At 70.2% G+C, this 13,901-nt stretch carries 15 protein-coding genes; 10 read left to right on the top strand and 5 right to left on the bottom strand.

Annotated elements, in window-relative coordinates; all coding sequences use genetic code 11:
• The first annotated feature begins 86 nt into the window (after positions 1-86).
• Both ilvC and serA read left to right on the top strand, forming a co-directional pair.
• Positions 87-1,085 carry a ketol-acid reductoisomerase gene (gene ilvC, locus OO69_RS23675; protein WP_019058578.1) on the top strand — a complete coding sequence of 333 codons (999 nt, stop codon included), beginning with the start codon at positions 87-89 and terminating at the stop codon, positions 1,083-1,085.
• A gap of 229 nt (positions 1,086-1,314) precedes the next feature.
• On the top strand, positions 1,315-2,904 hold the full coding sequence (gene serA / locus OO69_RS23670; protein ID WP_033282731.1) for a phosphoglycerate dehydrogenase: 1,590 nt from the start codon (positions 1,315-1,317) through the stop codon (positions 2,902-2,904).
• 72 nt (positions 2,905-2,976) lie between these two features.
• Here serA and OO69_RS23665 read toward each other — a convergent pair whose 3' ends face one another.
• Entirely contained in the window at positions 2,977-4,539 is a 1,563-nt protein-coding gene (locus OO69_RS23665; protein WP_033282730.1) for an MFS transporter, read from the bottom strand.
• Positions 4,540-4,636: 97 nt separating this feature from the next.
• Here OO69_RS23665 and OO69_RS23660 point away from each other — a divergent pair, with 97 nt between their 5' ends.
• Positions 4,637-5,212 (top strand): TetR/AcrR family transcriptional regulator, encoded by a 576-nt coding sequence (locus tag OO69_RS23660; protein WP_033282729.1) that lies wholly within the window; start codon positions 4,637-4,639, stop codon positions 5,210-5,212.
• On the opposite strand, the gene OO69_RS23655 is transcribed toward OO69_RS23660, so the two are convergent.
• Entirely contained in the window at positions 5,163-6,389 is a 1,227-nt protein-coding gene (locus OO69_RS23655) for an MFS transporter (RefSeq protein WP_033282728.1), read from the bottom strand. The genes OO69_RS23660 and OO69_RS23655 overlap by 50 nt on opposite strands.
• 33 nt (positions 6,390-6,422) lie before the next feature.
• A complete protein-coding gene (locus OO69_RS23650) occupies positions 6,423-7,016 on the bottom strand; it encodes a Type 1 glutamine amidotransferase-like domain-containing protein (protein WP_051801170.1) in 594 nt (197 codons plus the stop codon).
• 149 nt (positions 7,017-7,165) lie between these two features.
• Here OO69_RS23650 and OO69_RS53065 point away from each other — a divergent pair, with 149 nt between their 5' ends.
• The gene (locus tag OO69_RS53065) at positions 7,166-7,276 is read left to right on the top strand and encodes a DUF4240 domain-containing protein (RefSeq protein ID WP_234444511.1); all 111 of its coding nucleotides are present in this window, start codon (positions 7,166-7,168) and stop codon (positions 7,274-7,276) included.
• A gap of 6 nt (positions 7,277-7,282) precedes the next feature.
• Here OO69_RS53065 and OO69_RS23645 read toward each other — a convergent pair whose 3' ends face one another.
• Together OO69_RS23645 and OO69_RS23640 are read right to left on the bottom strand one after the other, a co-directional pair.
• The gene (locus OO69_RS23645; protein WP_033282727.1) at positions 7,283-7,945 is read right to left on the bottom strand and encodes an HAD family hydrolase; all 663 of its coding nucleotides are present in this window, start codon (positions 7,943-7,945) and stop codon (positions 7,283-7,285) included.
• A gap of 30 nt (positions 7,946-7,975) precedes the next feature.
• Complete coding sequence (locus OO69_RS23640; RefSeq protein WP_106971097.1) at positions 7,976-9,253, bottom strand: PucR family transcriptional regulator; 1,278 nt, start codon at positions 9,251-9,253, stop codon at positions 7,976-7,978.
• A gap of 129 nt (positions 9,254-9,382) precedes the next feature.
• On the opposite strand from OO69_RS23640, the gene OO69_RS23635 reads away from it, so the two are divergent.
• The 6 genes from OO69_RS23635 (at position 9,383) to OO69_RS53560 (ending at position 13,870) form a co-directional block, all read left to right on the top strand.
• The gene (locus OO69_RS23635; protein ID WP_033282726.1) at positions 9,383-10,309 is read left to right on the top strand and encodes a proline dehydrogenase family protein; all 927 of its coding nucleotides are present in this window, start codon (positions 9,383-9,385) and stop codon (positions 10,307-10,309) included.
• A gap of 59 nt (positions 10,310-10,368) precedes the next feature.
• Positions 10,369-12,000: an L-glutamate gamma-semialdehyde dehydrogenase gene (gene pruA / locus OO69_RS23630; protein ID WP_033282725.1), complete on the top strand. Its 1,632-nt coding sequence runs from the start codon at positions 10,369-10,371 to the stop codon at positions 11,998-12,000.
• A gap of 39 nt (positions 12,001-12,039) precedes the next feature.
• A complete protein-coding gene (locus tag OO69_RS53740; RefSeq protein WP_324604566.1) occupies positions 12,040-12,528 on the top strand; it encodes an alpha/beta fold hydrolase in 489 nt (162 codons plus the stop codon).
• Positions 12,529-12,909, top strand: a complete 381-nt coding sequence (locus tag OO69_RS53735; protein ID WP_324604565.1) for a hypothetical protein — start codon at positions 12,529-12,531, stop codon at positions 12,907-12,909.
• Between the two features lie 24 nt (positions 12,910-12,933).
• The gene (locus OO69_RS23620; protein ID WP_033282724.1) at positions 12,934-13,476 is read left to right on the top strand and encodes a GNAT family N-acetyltransferase; all 543 of its coding nucleotides are present in this window, start codon (positions 12,934-12,936) and stop codon (positions 13,474-13,476) included.
• A 262-nt stretch (positions 13,477-13,738) separates the two neighbouring features.
• Positions 13,739-13,870, top strand: a complete 132-nt coding sequence (locus OO69_RS53560) for a hypothetical protein (RefSeq protein ID WP_106971096.1) — start codon at positions 13,739-13,741, stop codon at positions 13,868-13,870.
• Positions 13,871-13,901: the final 31 nt, after the last annotated feature.

Genomic DNA, 13,901 nt, shown 5'->3' with positions numbered 1-13,901 from the left:
CCCGCATTCCGAGACCCCCGAACTTCGATTCCCACCGCCGTCATACGGTGGGACGCAACACCTGCACTCCAAGGAGAGAACCCAAAGTGGCCGAGCTGTTCTACGACGCCGACGCCGACCTGTCCATCATCCAGGGCCGCAAGGTCGCGGTCATCGGCTACGGCAGCCAGGGCCACGCCCACGCGCTGTCGCTCCGTGACTCCGGCGTCGACGTGCGCGTCGGTCTGCACGAGGGCTCCAAGTCCAAGGCGAAGGCCGAGGAGCAGGGCCTGCGTGTGGTGACGCCCTCCGAGGCCGCCGCCGAGGCCGACGTCATCATGATCCTCGTGCCGGACCCGATCCAGGCCCAGGTCTACGAGGAGTCCATCAAGGACAACCTCAAGGACGGCGACGCGCTGTTCTTCGGCCACGGCCTGAACATCCGCTTCGACTTCATCAAGCCGCCGGCCGGCGTCGACGTCTGCATGGTCGCCCCCAAGGGCCCGGGCCACCTGGTGCGCCGTCAGTACGAGGAGGGCCGCGGCGTTCCGTGTATCGCGGCCGTCGAGCAGGACGCGACCGGCAACGGCTTCGCGCTCGCGCTGTCGTACGCGAAGGGCATCGGCGGCACCCGCGCCGGCGTCATCAAGACGACCTTCACCGAGGAGACCGAGACCGACCTGTTCGGTGAGCAGGCCGTTCTCTGCGGTGGTACGGCCGCGCTGGTCAAGGCCGGTTTCGAGACGCTGACCGAGGCCGGTTACCAGCCCGAGATCGCGTACTTCGAGTGCCTCCACGAGCTGAAGCTCATCGTCGACCTCATGTACGAGGGCGGCCTGGAGAAGATGCGCTGGTCGATCTCCGAGACCGCGGAGTGGGGCGACTACGTCACCGGCCCGCGGATCATCACGGACGAGACCAAGGCCACGATGAAGCAGGTCCTCGCCGAGATCCAGGACGGCACGTTCGCGCGTGAGTGGATGGCCGAGTACCACGGCGGCCTGAAGAAGTACAACGAGTACAAGCAGAAGGACGCCGACTCCCTGCTGGAGAGCACCGGCAAGCAGCTCCGCAAGCTGATGAGCTGGGTCGACGAAGAGGCGTAAGTCCTGTGGCACAGGGGCTGGAGCGAACGCTCCGGCCCCTTTGTCCAACCCGTCCAGCCACGGACGGGTGATCCTTCCGCAGCGGCGTAAGACGACTGTCGGCGCGCCACTACACTGCCGTACTAATACGCGTCAGGCCCACAGCGTCGTGCGTCTCCGCGGCTAGCCCCTCCACCGCCTGCGGCCGTCGGGACGGCCGTCCGCACGCAATGGACTTGTGAGGACTCACGTGAGCTCGAAACCTGTCGTACTCATCGCTGAAGAGCTGTCGCCCGCGACGGTGGACGCCCTCGGCCCGGACTTCGAGATCCGGCACTGCAACGGCGCCGACCGGGGCGAGCTGCTCCCCGCGATCGCCGACGTCGACGCGATCCTGATCCGCTCGGCCACCAAGGTCGACGCCGAAGCGGTCGCCGCCGCACGGAAGTTGAAGGTCGTCGCACGAGCCGGCGTCGGCCTCGACAACGTCGACGTCTCCGCCGCCACCAAGGCCGGCGTGATGGTCGTCAACGCGCCCACCTCGAACATCGTCACCGCCGCCGAGCTGGCCTGCGGTCTGCTGCTGGCGACCGCACGCCACATCCCGCAGGCCAACGCCGCGCTGAAGAACGGCGAGTGGAAGCGCAGCAAGTACACGGGCGTCGAGCTCGCGGAGAAGACCCTCGGCGTCGTCGGCCTCGGCCGCATCGGCGCGCTGGTCGCGCAGCGCATGTCCGCGTTCGGCATGAAGGTCGTCGCCTACGACCCCTACGTCCAGCCTGCACGGGCCGCGCAGATGGGCGTGAAGGTCCTGTCGCTGGACGAGCTGCTCGAGGTCTCCGACTTCATCACCGTGCACCTGCCCAAGACCCCGGAGACGGTCGGTCTGATCGGCGACGAGGCGCTGCGCAAGGTCAAGCCGACCGTGCGCATCGTCAACGCCGCGCGCGGCGGGATCGTCGACGAGGTGGCGCTGTACTCCGCGCTCAAGGAGGGCCGCGTCGCCGGTGCCGGCCTCGACGTGTACGCGAAGGAGCCCTGCACGGACTCCCCGCTGTTCGAGTTCGACCAGGTCGTCTCCACCCCGCACCTCGGCGCCTCCACGGACGAGGCCCAGGAGAAGGCCGGCGTCTCGGTCGCCAAGTCGGTGCGCCTCGCCCTCGCCGGTGAGCTTGTCCCCGACGCGGTGAACGTCCAGGGCGGCGTCATCGCCGAGGACGTCAAGCCGGGCCTGCCGCTCGCCGAGAAGCTCGGCCGCATCTTCACCGCGCTGGCGGGCGAGGTCGCGGTCCGCCTCGACGTCGAGGTCTACGGCGAGATCACCCAGCACGACGTCAAGGTGCTCGAACTCTCCGCGCTCAAGGGCGTGTTCGAGGACGTCGTCGCCGAGACGGTGTCGTACGTCAACGCTCCGCTGTTCGCGCAGGAGCGGGGTGTCGAGGTACGGCTGACCACCAGCTCGGAGTCCGCCGACCACCGCAACGTCGTCACCGTGCGCGGCACGCTCGGCAGCGGCGAGGAGGTCTCGGTCTCCGGCACGCTCGCCGGTCCGAAGAACCTGCAGAAGATCGTCGCGGTCGGCGACTACGACGTCGACCTCGCGCTCGCCGACCACATGGTGGTGCTGCGCTACGAGGACCGGCCGGGGGTTGTCGGCACGGTCGGCCGGGTCTTCGGTGAGGCCGGGATCAACATCGCCGGGATGCAGGTGTCGCGGTCGGTCGCGGGCGGCGAGGCGCTGGCCGTGCTGACGGTCGACGACACGGTTGCCGCGAATGTGCTGGCGGAGGTGGCCGAGGAGATCGGCGCGACGTCGGCTCGCTCGGTGAACCTGGTCTGACGTCTCGCAAGAACGCCGGGTGGGTTGAGGAGATGATCCTCAACCCACCCGGCGTTTCTGTGTAGTTGGGGCTCACGCCTCCGCCTTCTGCGGCTCGGCGGGCACCGGCTCGGGAGCCTGTACCCGGATGCCCCGCAGGGTCCGCGCCGCCGCGAACGCCGCCCCCAGGAGCAGCACCGCCCCGGCGATCGCCGCCCCGTGCATGCCGTCGGTGAAGGCGTCCCGGGCTGTCGCGATCAGGGCGTCTCCCGTGCGCCCCGGCAACTGGTGGGCGACGGCCAGGGCGCCGCCGAGGGTCTCGTGGGCCGGGGCGGGGGCCGAGGTCGGGATGCCGTGGCGGTAGATCGCCGTACCGATGGAGCCGAGGACCGCCATGCCGAGGGCGCCGCCGAACTCCGCGCCCGTCTCCATCAGGGAGGACGCGACGCCCGCCTTCTCGACCGGGGCGCTGCCCATCGCGAGGTCCATGATCTGGGACATCACCATGACGATCCCGGAGGCGAGGACACCGGCGGCGGCCAGGACCAGCCAGAGGGAGTCGGTGCCGGCCAGGGCCAGCAGGACGTAGCCGCCGGAGGCCAGGGCGAAGCCGGCCGCGACGACGTGGGCGCGGTCGACTCCCTTCTGGACGAGGGTCGTTGCCACCGGAGCGGCCACGCCGACCAGGACCGAGGGGAGCAGTGCCCACAGGGCCGCCTCCATCGAACTCTTGCCGAGCACCGACTGCAGGTACTGCGTGGTGAAGAAGGCCGAGCCCATGATCCCGAAGGTGGAGACCAGGTTCAGGACGACGGACGGGCCGAAGCCGCGGCTGCGGAAGAGGGCGGGGTCGATCATCGGGGACGCGGTGGTGCGCTGGCGGTGGACGAAGAGGGCGGCGAAGAGCAGGCCGACGGTGATCGAGACGACGTACTGGACGTGCCAGCCCTCGGAGGGGATCTCCTTCAGGCCGTAGATCACGGGCAGGACGCCGGCCATCGACAGCGGGACGCTCGGCCAGTCGAAGCGGCCGGGGGCGGGGTTCTTGGACTCGGGGAGCAGGAACGGGCCGATCAGGAGCAGCAGTGCCATCGCGGGGAGGTTGACCAGGAAGACCGAGCCCCACCAGAAGTACTGGACGAGGACACCGCTGAGCACCGAGCCGAGGGCGACGCCCGCGGTCATCACGCCGGACCACAGACCGATCGCCTTCGCGCGCTGGCCGGGGTCGGTGAACATCGTGCGCAGCAGCGCCATCGTCGAGGGCATCAGGGTCGCGCCGCCGATGCCGAGGGCCGCGCGGGCGGCGATGAGGGTCCCGGCGCTGTCCGCGTAGGCCGCGATGACGGAGGCGGTACCGAAGGCGGCGGCGCCGATCAGGAGGAGCCGGCGGTAGCCGACGCGGTCGCCGACCGAGCCCATCGTCATCAGCAGGCCGGCCAGGACGAAGGCGTAGATGTCGAAGATCCACAGCTGCTGGGTGCCGCTGGGCTCCAGGTCGGCGCTGATCGCCGGGATGGCGAAGTAGAGGACGGAGACGTCCATCGAGACCAGCAGGAGCGGCAGCATCAGGACGCCGAGCGCGGTCCATTCGCGGCGTCCCGCACGGGAGTTGGGGGTGGTCGGGGGGTTCGGTGAGTGCGTCGGGTTCGTCATGACAGCGAATGTACGCGCGTCTTAAACGCTTGTCTATGACGCACGTATAAATCGTTCGTCTAGGACGGTTGTATGGATCGGAGGTAGCCTGGTGCGCATGGGACACCGTGAGGATCTGCTCGAAGGCGCGAAGCGCTGCCTGCTGGAGAAGGGTTTCGCGCGCACCACGGCGCGCGACATCGTGAAGGAGTCGGGGACGAACCTCGCGTCCATCGGCTACCACTACGGCTCGAAGGACGCGCTGCTCGCGCAGGCGTACGTCTCGCTGGTGGACGACATGTCCTTCGAGTGGGGTGAGCGGCTCGAAGGGGCGCCGGGTTCGCTGGAGCGGTTCAGGGAGGTGTGGTCGAACGTCGTCGCCTCGCTCCGTGAGCCGGGCTCGATGTGGCGGCTCAGCGGGGAGATCATGGTGATGGGTGACCAACTGCCGGAGGCCCGCGATCAGTTGGCGCTCGCGCAGCGCGAGGGCGGCCGGGGGCTGGTCTCGCTGCTCATGGCTGTGCCGGAGGAGGAGGTGTCGGACGAGACCGCCGACACGCTCGGCTCGTTCTATATGGTCGTGATGTCCGGGCTCATCATGCAGTGGACCTTCGACCCGAAGACCGCACCCGACGCCGACCGGCTCACCGAGGGTCTCCGTCAACTGCTGGAGGGTGCGCGGAAGGCGCCGTGACGCGCCGGTCCCGCAGCGCCGGTGCCACCGCGCCCAGCATCAACAACGCGGTCAGCGCGAAGGCCCACGGGTAACCGGTCAACCCGGCCGCGACGCCGAAGCCTGCCGCGCCTACGCCCATTCCGCCGTCGTAGGCGAGGTTCCACAGGGCGCTGACCGTGCCGTACGAGGTGGCGGAGACGCGGGTGTACATCAGGGCCAGGGTGGCGTTCTGGGTGATGCCGAAGCCGGCGCCGAAGAGGGCTGTGCCCGCAACGACCGCTACCGGGTCGGCAGTTGGGGCGATGACAAGGACACCGGCCGCCGACAGGAGCAGGCCGGGGAGGACGAGCCGGGCGCTGCCGTGCCGGTCGCCGTGGCGGCCCGCGAGCCAGCGGGTCAGGGTCGAGGCCGCGGTCTGCACGAACAGGGCCGCCGCGACGACCCCGGCCGACGCCGACGGCAGGGCCAGCGGCAGGAAGGTCACCACGATGCCGGCGGCGGTGGCGGTGGCCGCGAAGACGAGGACCGGCCGGAGCAGCGCGCCGGTGCGCAACCCCCGTACGACACCGAGCGGTTGCTCTTCGCGCTCCGCCCGGTCCGGCAGTCCGAGGACGAAGACGATCGCGGCCAGCGCGGCGAGGCCACCGGTGACGGCGACCGGCCCGTAGCCCACGCGCCCGGCCAGCCACAGCCCCAGCGGCAGCGCCACCAGCGACGGCACCCCGGACACCACACCCACCAACGCGAGCCCCTCGCCCCGGCGTTGGTCCGGGATCAACGACGCGGTGAGGGCACCGCCCGCGACGATCGTCAGCGCGAAACCGATCCCGCGCACGAAGCACACGGCCGCGATCCAGGCAGCCTGCCCGGAGACGGTCAGCACCAGCGCCGGTGCGCCGAGGAGGAACAGCCCGGCGATCAGGGTCAGCCGGTACCCGAAGCGGCCGACGATCCGGGGCGTGCCCAACTCCCCGAGCACCGTCGCCAGCATCAACGAACCCGTCGCGAGCCCCGCCGCGCCCCCGCCGCCCCGCTCGGCCGCGTACGCCGGTACGACCGACAGCAGCAGGAAGAAACTGAGACTGGCCCCCACCATGCTGACGAAGCGGAGGAGGAGGGGGCGGGTGAGGAGCGTTGCCCGCGCGCCCGAAGTGGCCTCGGGGGTGGGGGAGTTGGGGGGCGGACAGGTCGTCATGACGTCGACACTAGGGTTCGGCGGGGGCGTCGGTCAGTGCCAATTCCGGGGCGCTGGACCGGTCGCTCCGTCGAACAGCCTCCAGTGCCCCTCGGACACGACCTCGACACCACCGCCGTCGGTCACCTTGATCGCGGTCTGGGCGTCGATGGCGTACGCCGGACCCTCGATTGCGGCGGCCCACCGTTCCGCCTCCGCCATGGTGTTCTCCGGGCAGCCCGGGCTGTCGAGGTGCGGGAAGAGCGAGAAACCGACGACTCCGAGCGCGCTGTCGTCACCGGTGAGCGGCTTCCAGTCGGCGAAGGGCTCGCCGATGCGGGGAGTGAGCGCCATGCTTCCGGCGCTGAGCCCGACGTAGACCGTGTCGCGCAGGGACGGGAGGAGGGCGTCCGCCTCCCGGACCCACGAGACCCAGCGTTCCCTGTCGATGCCGGGCAGCGCGGTGAGCTCCAGCACGCCCACCGACTTCCAGCCCAACTCGGTCATGGGGCTGGGGGATCGACCGCTGATGAAACGCCATGGCCCGCCCGGATCCCCGTACGGGCCCCCGTACCCCGCGGTGGGGATGCAGAGCGCGCTGGCCTCGGCAATCGGTTTGACGCCGGAGTCGGTGAGGAGAAGCTTCATCGGGACTCCCTGCTGCTTGCACAACTGCCTTTTCCACCCGTCATGGTGGGACCCTCCCCGTGGAAGTGTGACACTTTGGTGGAAAGCGTCACACTTCTGCGCTGTACCTACCCGGGGGCGGTGTCAGTCCCGCCTGCCAGAGTGCGGCCATGGACGACGAGACCTTCTGGAACCTGATCGAGAACTGTCGGCGACAAACGCCGGACCCCGACGAGCGCGTGGCCCCGAACTGCCGGGCGCCCGGTCCGCAACGGTGCTGAAGTCGCCTACGGGCGGGCTGATTTCGGGACACCGGTGACGTAGTGGATCGCGGACGCGGCGTCGACGGCGATGTGCGTCGGGCGGAACGCCGGCTCGGTCCATGTGCGGCCGTGCGACACCCACACGCTGCGCACGCCGATGCCCGTCGCGCCCTGGATGTCGGCGTGTGCCGAGTCGCCGATGACCCAGGACGAGTGGGGGGAGGCGCCGACCTCGGCGGCCGCCGCGTGGAAGATCTCCGGGGCGGGTTTCTTGCGGCCCGTCGACTCGGAGATCACCCAGCCGTGGACGATCGTGTCGAGCCCCGTGTTCCGGATCTTCAACTCCTGTTGTGAGACACGGCCGTTGGTGACGATCGCGCACGTCCAGCCCGCGGCGACGGCCTTCGTGAGGGCGTCGCGGGTGGGCTCGCTCAGGGTGACGCGGTCGGCGGCGCCGCGGTCGAGGAACGTCCGTACGACATCGCCGGTGACCGTCCCGCCGTAGCGCTCGGTCATGGCCTCGGCGACCGTCCGCCTCGGCGTGTAGCCGCTCGCGTCGGCCGACATCAGCCAGGCGAGGTCGTCCGGCGGCAGGCCGTGCGCCGTCAGGAACTCCGACGCCGCGTCCCGGAACGCGACGTCGCGGTCGACCAGGGTGTTGTCCAGGTCGAGCATCAGCAGGGGCATGCCGAGAAGTAGATCACCGGGCGGCCATCACTACAGCCGCGCCCGCTTCAACGCCATGTGCAGCAGCAGCCGGTCCTCCCCGTCGTCCAGGTCCAGGCCCGTCAACTGCTCCACCCGCGACAGCCGGTAGTACAGCGTCTGCCGGTGGATCCCCAACTCGGCCGCCGCGCGCCCCGCTTGGCCCGCGCAGTCGAGGAACACCTCGGCGGTGCGGGCGAGTTCGTGGTGGGCGGGGGAGAGGAGGGGGGCTACGGCGGGGTCGTGGGGGGACTCCGGGGAGAGGGCGGTCAGGAGGCGGTACGGGCCGATGTGGGACCAGTCGGCGACCGGGGCGAAGCGGGGTTCCGCGAGGGCCGCGCGGCACGCCGCCGTAGCTTCCTGCCAGGCGGTGCCCAGGTCGGCGAGGCCGACGCGGGGGGTGCCGATACCGGCGGCCGGGACGCTCGCCCTCGGCGACCGTTCGGCGCCGGTCGCGGCGGGAGCGCGTCCGTCCGCCGGTACCCGGGCGGTGGGGTTCGCCGCCGGAGTCCGTACATCCGCCAGCAGCCGTGCGGCGGCGCTCGCCGCCGGAGTCGGTACGTCCGTCGAGCGGAGCCGTACCAGCACCGCCAGGCACTGCTGCTCCGCCGCACCCCACGGCACCGTGCACAGCGCCGTCGCGTGCGGCACCGTACGGGCGGACGGGGCGTCGTCCGGGTCGGCGGACGGCCACGGCGCGACGCAGACCACCGCGTGCGGGCCGTCGCCGCGCGGGCCGAGGGCCGTGCGGAGGGCGGCCACCGCCATGTCGCGCTGCCAGCCGCGGTCGGCGGTCAGCACCGCGCGGAGCTCGCGCGTCAGGTCCGCGCCCGCCTGGGCCTCGTCCGCGAGGAGCGCGCCGATCCGGGCCGCGACCTTCATCGCCGCGTCCAGCTGCGGAGCGGACGGGCCCGGATCGTCGTCGTCCAGGAGCCAGACGTAGCCGAGGACGACACCCCGATGGCGTACGGGGAGGCAGATACGGCCGCGGTAGACGCCCGCCTCGGGGGTCGGCGGAATCCGGACCGGGCCGGTCGCCCGCGTGATGCCGAAGCCCTCGAACCACGTGCGGATCGCCGCCGTGGAGCGCCGGGTCAGGATCGAGCGGGTGCGGACCGGGTCCAGGGCCGCTGGATCGAGGTCGCCCTCACCGTCGTAGGCCCCGAAGGCGATCAGCTCGAAGTCGCGGTTCTCCAGGGTCGCGGGGGCGCCGAGGAGCTCCGAGATCTCGTCTACGAGCTCCTGGTAGTCGCCGGTGGAATCGGATGTCACCCGGGCATTCTCCCGCATTCCCGCCGGGCCTTCATACATCTGTCTGAGATCTGCGGCACGGATGCGTGACAGCTGTCGATGGCCCACGATCGGAGAGATCCCTAGGTTTCACGGTGGTCCTGTCTGCTGGTTCTGTGGAGGTGCCCCGTGCTGGGTCCCGTGATTCTCGCCGCCTCGCGCAGCGATCAGATGCGTCGGCTGATCTCGGCGGCGCCGGTGACCAAGCAGGTCGTCGACCGCTTCATCCCCGGCGAGACCGTGGACGAGATCGTGCCGATCGTCCAGGACCTCACCGCCAAGGGTCTCGAGCTGACGATGGACGTCGTCGGCGAGGACATCACCACCCCCGAGCAGGCCGCCGCCGCCCGCGACGCGTATCTCCAACTCGTCGACCGGCTCAAGGAGTTGGAGCTGGGCACGAGGGCCGAGATGTCCATCAAGCTGTCCATGTTCGGGCAGGCGCTGGACGGCGGTCACGAACTGGCCCTCGCGAACGTCCGGCCCGTCGTCGAGGCCGCCGCCGCGATCGGCACGACCGTCACGCTCGACGCCGAGGCCCACACCACCCTCGACTCGATGTTCACGATCCACGAGGAACTGCGGAAGGACTTCCCGCAGACCGGCTGCGTCATCCAGGCCTACCTCTTCCGCACCGAGTCCGACGCCCGCCGCCTCGCCGAGGCCGGCAGCCGCGTCCGCCTGGTGAAGGGCGCGTACAAGGAGCCCGCCGAGGTCGCCTACCAGCAGAAACACGAGATCGACAAGGCGTACGTCCGCATCCTGCGCATCCTGATGGAGGGCGAGGGGTACCCGATGATCGGCTCCCACGACCCGCGCCTCATCTCCATCGGCCAGGAACTCGCCCGGCGGGCCGGTCGCAAGCTCGACGAGTACGAGTTCCAGATGCTCTACGGCATTCGCAGCGACGAGCACCTCCGCCTCGCCGCCGAGGGTCACCGCATGCGCGTCTACACGGCCTACGGCACCGACTGGTACGGATACTTCATGCGGCGCCTCGCCGAGAAGCCGGCCAACCTCCTCTTCTTCGCACGCTCGACCCTCACCAAGGGCTGACCGAGGCTGACCAGGGATTGACCCCAACACCCGCTCACGTACAAGGAGTTACGGATCTCATGGACGCTGTGACCCAGGTCCCCACCCCCGTCAACGAGCCGGTGCACGGCTACGCGCCCGGCTCTCCCGAGCGCGCCCGTCTTGAGGTCAAGCTCAAGGAGCTGGCCGAGAACCCGATCGACCTGCCGATGACCATCGGCGGCGAGCGGCGGATGGGCGGCGGCGAGCGCGTGGACGTCGTACAGCCGCACAACCACAAGGCGCGCATCGGCACGTACGCCAACGCCACCCAGGACGACGCCCAGGACGCGATCGACGCGGCCCTCGCCGCCGCGCCGGCCTGGCGTGCGATGTCCTTCGACGACCGTGCCGCGATCATCCTGCGCGCGGCCGAACTGCTCTCCGGCCCGTGGCGCGAGACCCTCGCCGCGTCCACCATGCTCGGTCAGTCGAAGACCGCCCAGCAGGCCGAGATCGACTGCCCCTGCGAGCTCGTCGACTTCTGGCGCTTCAACGTCAAGTACGCCCGCGACCTCCTCGCCGAGCAGCCCCCGGCGAACTCCCCGGGCGTCTGGAACCGCCTCGACCACCGCCCGCTCGAAGGCTTCGTCTACGCGATCACGCCGTTCAACTTCACGGCGATCGCGGGCAACCTGCCGACGGCGCCCGCGCTGATGGGCAACGTGGTGGTCTGGAAGCCGAGCCCGACGCAGACCCATTCCGCGGTCCTCCTGATGCAGCTGCTGGAGGAGGCGGGTCTCCCCAAGGGCGTCATCAACCTCGTCACCGGCGACGGCATCGAGGTCTCGAAGGTCGCCCTGGAGCACCGTGACCTGGCGGCCATCCACTTCACCGGTTCGACCAAGACCTTCCAGTACCTGTGGAAGACGGTCGGCAACAACATCGAGAAGTACCGCTCCTACCCCCGTCTGGTCGGCGAGACCGGCGGCAAGGACTTCGTCGTCGCCCACCCGAGCGCGGACCGCGCGGTGCTGAAGACGGCACTGACCCGGGGCTCCTTCGAGTACCAGGGCCAGAAGTGCTCCGCGTCCTCCCGGGCGTACATCCCGGCGTCGATCTGGAACTCCGGTTTCAAGGAGGAATTCGCCGCCGAGGTCGACTACTTGACGATGGGTGACGTCACCGACCTGTCGAACTTCATCGGCGCGGTCATCGACGAGCGCTCCTTCGCCAAGAACAAGGCGGCCATCGACCGCGCGAAGGCGGACCCCAACTGCACGATCGTCGCGGGCGGTTCGTACGACGACTCGGTCGGCTACTTCGTCCGCCCCACGGTGGTGGAGTGCAGCGACCCGACGAACGAGGTCTTCACGACGGAGTACTTCGGCCCGTTCCTCGCGGTCCACGTCTACGAGGACGAGAACTACGACGAGATGCTGACCCAGATGGAGTCGGTGTCCGACTACGCCCTCACCGGCTCGGTCATCGCCAACGACCGCGCGGCGGCGGCCCACACGATGGAGAAGCTCCGCTACGCGGCCGGCAACTTCTACATCAACGACAAGTCCACGGGCGCGGTGGTCGGCCAACAGCCCTTCGGCGGCGGCCGCTCCTCCGGCACCAACGACAAGGCGGGCGCCCCGCAGAACCTGATGCGCTGGACGCTGACCCGCGCGATCAAGGAGACGCTGGTGGCTCCGACGGACTACGGGTACCCGCACATGGGCTGACAGCCACGCAGGGCGCCCGCAGCGGGCAGACTCCCCGTCATGACCCCAACCCGTATGCAGGACACGGCGGTTGCGGCGGACGACGGAGTACGGCTGTGGGCGTCGCGGTCCGGCCGTGGCACATCCGGCACCACACCCCTGGTGCTGTGCCACGGCGGCCCCGGCCTGTGGGACATGTTCGGTGACGTGGCCGGGATGATCGACGACCGTGCCACGGTGATCCGTTGGGACCAGCGCGGCTGCGGGCGCTCCGAGCCGTGCGCGGGCCCGTGGACCATCGAGCGCTTCGCGGCCGATCTCGACGCCGTACGACGGCACTTCGCGCTGGAGCGGATCGTGCTGCTCGGCCACTCCTGGGGCGCGTCGCTCGCCCTGAACTACGCGCTCGCCCACCCCGAACGGGTCGCCGCGCTCATCTACGTCAGCGGCACGGGCATCGGGCCGGACGCAGACTGGCACGGCGCCTACGAGGCGAACCTCCTCGCCCGCCTCGGCGAGGATCCCCAACGGCTCGCCCGGTGGCGGTAGTTGCCGGACACGAGCCGCGAACGGGCCGTACTCCAGTGGTCCACCGAGTTCGTGGACCGGGAGCGGGCGATCCGGCACGCCGAGGCGATGGCCGACCCCTGGTTCCCCATCAACTTCCCCTGCAACAAGGCCCTGAACGCCGAAGCGAGGCACAGCGCCGGCACCACCCCCCTCCAATCCGCCTGCCAGGCACTGGAGTTGCCCGTGGTCGTCGTGGACGGGGACATGGACATCCGGCCCCGCTCGGCCGTCGACTCGCTCGTGCGGGCCTTGCCGCAGGTGCGGCGGGTGACCCTGGCGGACAGCGGGCATCTGCCGTGGGTCGAGGATCCGGACGGATTTCGCGATGCGGTGATGATGGCGATGACGGCAGCGCGGTGAGCCCTCGTCTCCGATACTGACCCCGTGACCATCCGTATGCGCACCGTCCACACGGCCGACCTCACCCCGGCCGACCTCCGTGCCGCCCGCGAACTGCTGGACGCGGCCTTCGGCGGCGATCTCACCGACCAGGACTGGGAGCACGGGCTCGGCGGCGTCCACGCGCTGCTCGCCGACGACACCGGGCGGCTCCTCGCGCACGGGTCGGTCGTCATGCGGCGGGTGCGGTATCGCGGGCGGTGGTTGAGGGTCGGGTACGTCGAGGGGGTTGGCGTACGGCCCGATGCTCGGCGGCGGGGGTATGGGGGGCTCGTCATGGCTGAGCTGGAGCGGATCGTCGATCATGCCTACGACGTCGGGCTGCTCGGGGCCAGTGATGACGGGGCCCGGCTCTACACCGTGCGCGGGTGGCGGCTGTGGGGCGGGAAGATCTCCGCGCTCGGGCCTGACGGGATCGTTCATCTGCCGGAGGAAGAGGACAGTACGTATGTCCGGCCCGCGCTCGCCGGGCCCCTCGACCTCGGCGAGGACCTCCTCTTCGACTGGCGTGACGGCGACGTGCTCTGACGGGCCGGATCACATAAGTCCAGGTCAGGCGCGTGTGACTCGTTTCACCGTCTCAGATAGTAGGAAGTCCGAGTAATTGTGGAGACAGATGCGCGGTCCTGTCCTAGCTTTGTAGGAGCCGAACGTCTCGCTAGACCAAGCGAATGGCGGTCGTGAGCCGGACACCGTGCAGGCAACCCCTGTAGTTCGTCGCTCCCCGTCTCTTCCGGCGTCTCGTAACCCCCTTCAGTACTCCAGGAATTATCGAAGGAGTCGGTTCTCCATGGCCGAGACGACCGTCCGCCCCCGCGTCCGCCACGTGTCCCGCGCGAGCGAGTCCGAGCGCAAGAACGCCGCCGCCGCCCTCCAGCGCGCCCTCGACCGCCGGGACAACGGCGGCGAGACCGGCCACTGAGCCGCAGCAGCACCACCCATTAGCCGGGAGC

The organism is Streptomyces sp. NRRL F-525, from assembly GCF_000716605.1.
GTDB lineage: Bacteria > Actinomycetota > Actinomycetes > Streptomycetales > Streptomycetaceae > Streptomyces.
This window is presented reverse-complemented; position numbering and strand designations above follow the sequence as displayed.

What these genes read in the sequence shown, in the direction of transcription:
- OO69_RS53560 (WP_106971096.1), top strand. Translation starts at nt 13,739, where the DNA reads ATGGCCGAGACGACCGTCCGCCCCCGCGTCCGCCACGTGTCCCGCGCG.
- OO69_RS23660 (WP_033282729.1), top strand. Translation starts at nt 4,637, where the DNA reads ATGGGACACCGTGAGGATCTGCTCGAAGGCGCGAAGCGCTGCCTGCTG.
- OO69_RS53740 (WP_324604566.1), top strand. Translation starts at nt 12,040, where the DNA reads ATGACCCCAACCCGTATGCAGGACACGGCGGTTGCGGCGGACGACGGA.
- OO69_RS23640 (WP_106971097.1), bottom strand. Translation starts at nt 9,253, where the DNA reads ATGCGGGAGAATGCCCGGGTGACATCCGATTCCACCGGCGACTACCAG.
- OO69_RS53065 (WP_234444511.1), top strand. Translation starts at nt 7,166, where the DNA reads ATGGACGACGAGACCTTCTGGAACCTGATCGAGAACTGTCGGCGACAA.
- OO69_RS23655 (WP_033282728.1), bottom strand. Translation starts at nt 6,389, where the DNA reads ATGACGACCTGTCCGCCCCCCAACTCCCCCACCCCCGAGGCCACTTCG.
- pruA (WP_033282725.1), top strand. Translation starts at nt 10,369, where the DNA reads ATGGACGCTGTGACCCAGGTCCCCACCCCCGTCAACGAGCCGGTGCAC.
- OO69_RS23650 (WP_051801170.1), bottom strand. Translation starts at nt 7,016, where the DNA reads ATGAAGCTTCTCCTCACCGACTCCGGCGTCAAACCGATTGCCGAGGCC.
- OO69_RS23665 (WP_033282730.1), bottom strand. Translation starts at nt 4,539, where the DNA reads ATGACGAACCCGACGCACTCACCGAACCCCCCGACCACCCCCAACTCC.
- OO69_RS23645 (WP_033282727.1), bottom strand. Translation starts at nt 7,945, where the DNA reads ATGCCCCTGCTGATGCTCGACCTGGACAACACCCTGGTCGACCGCGAC.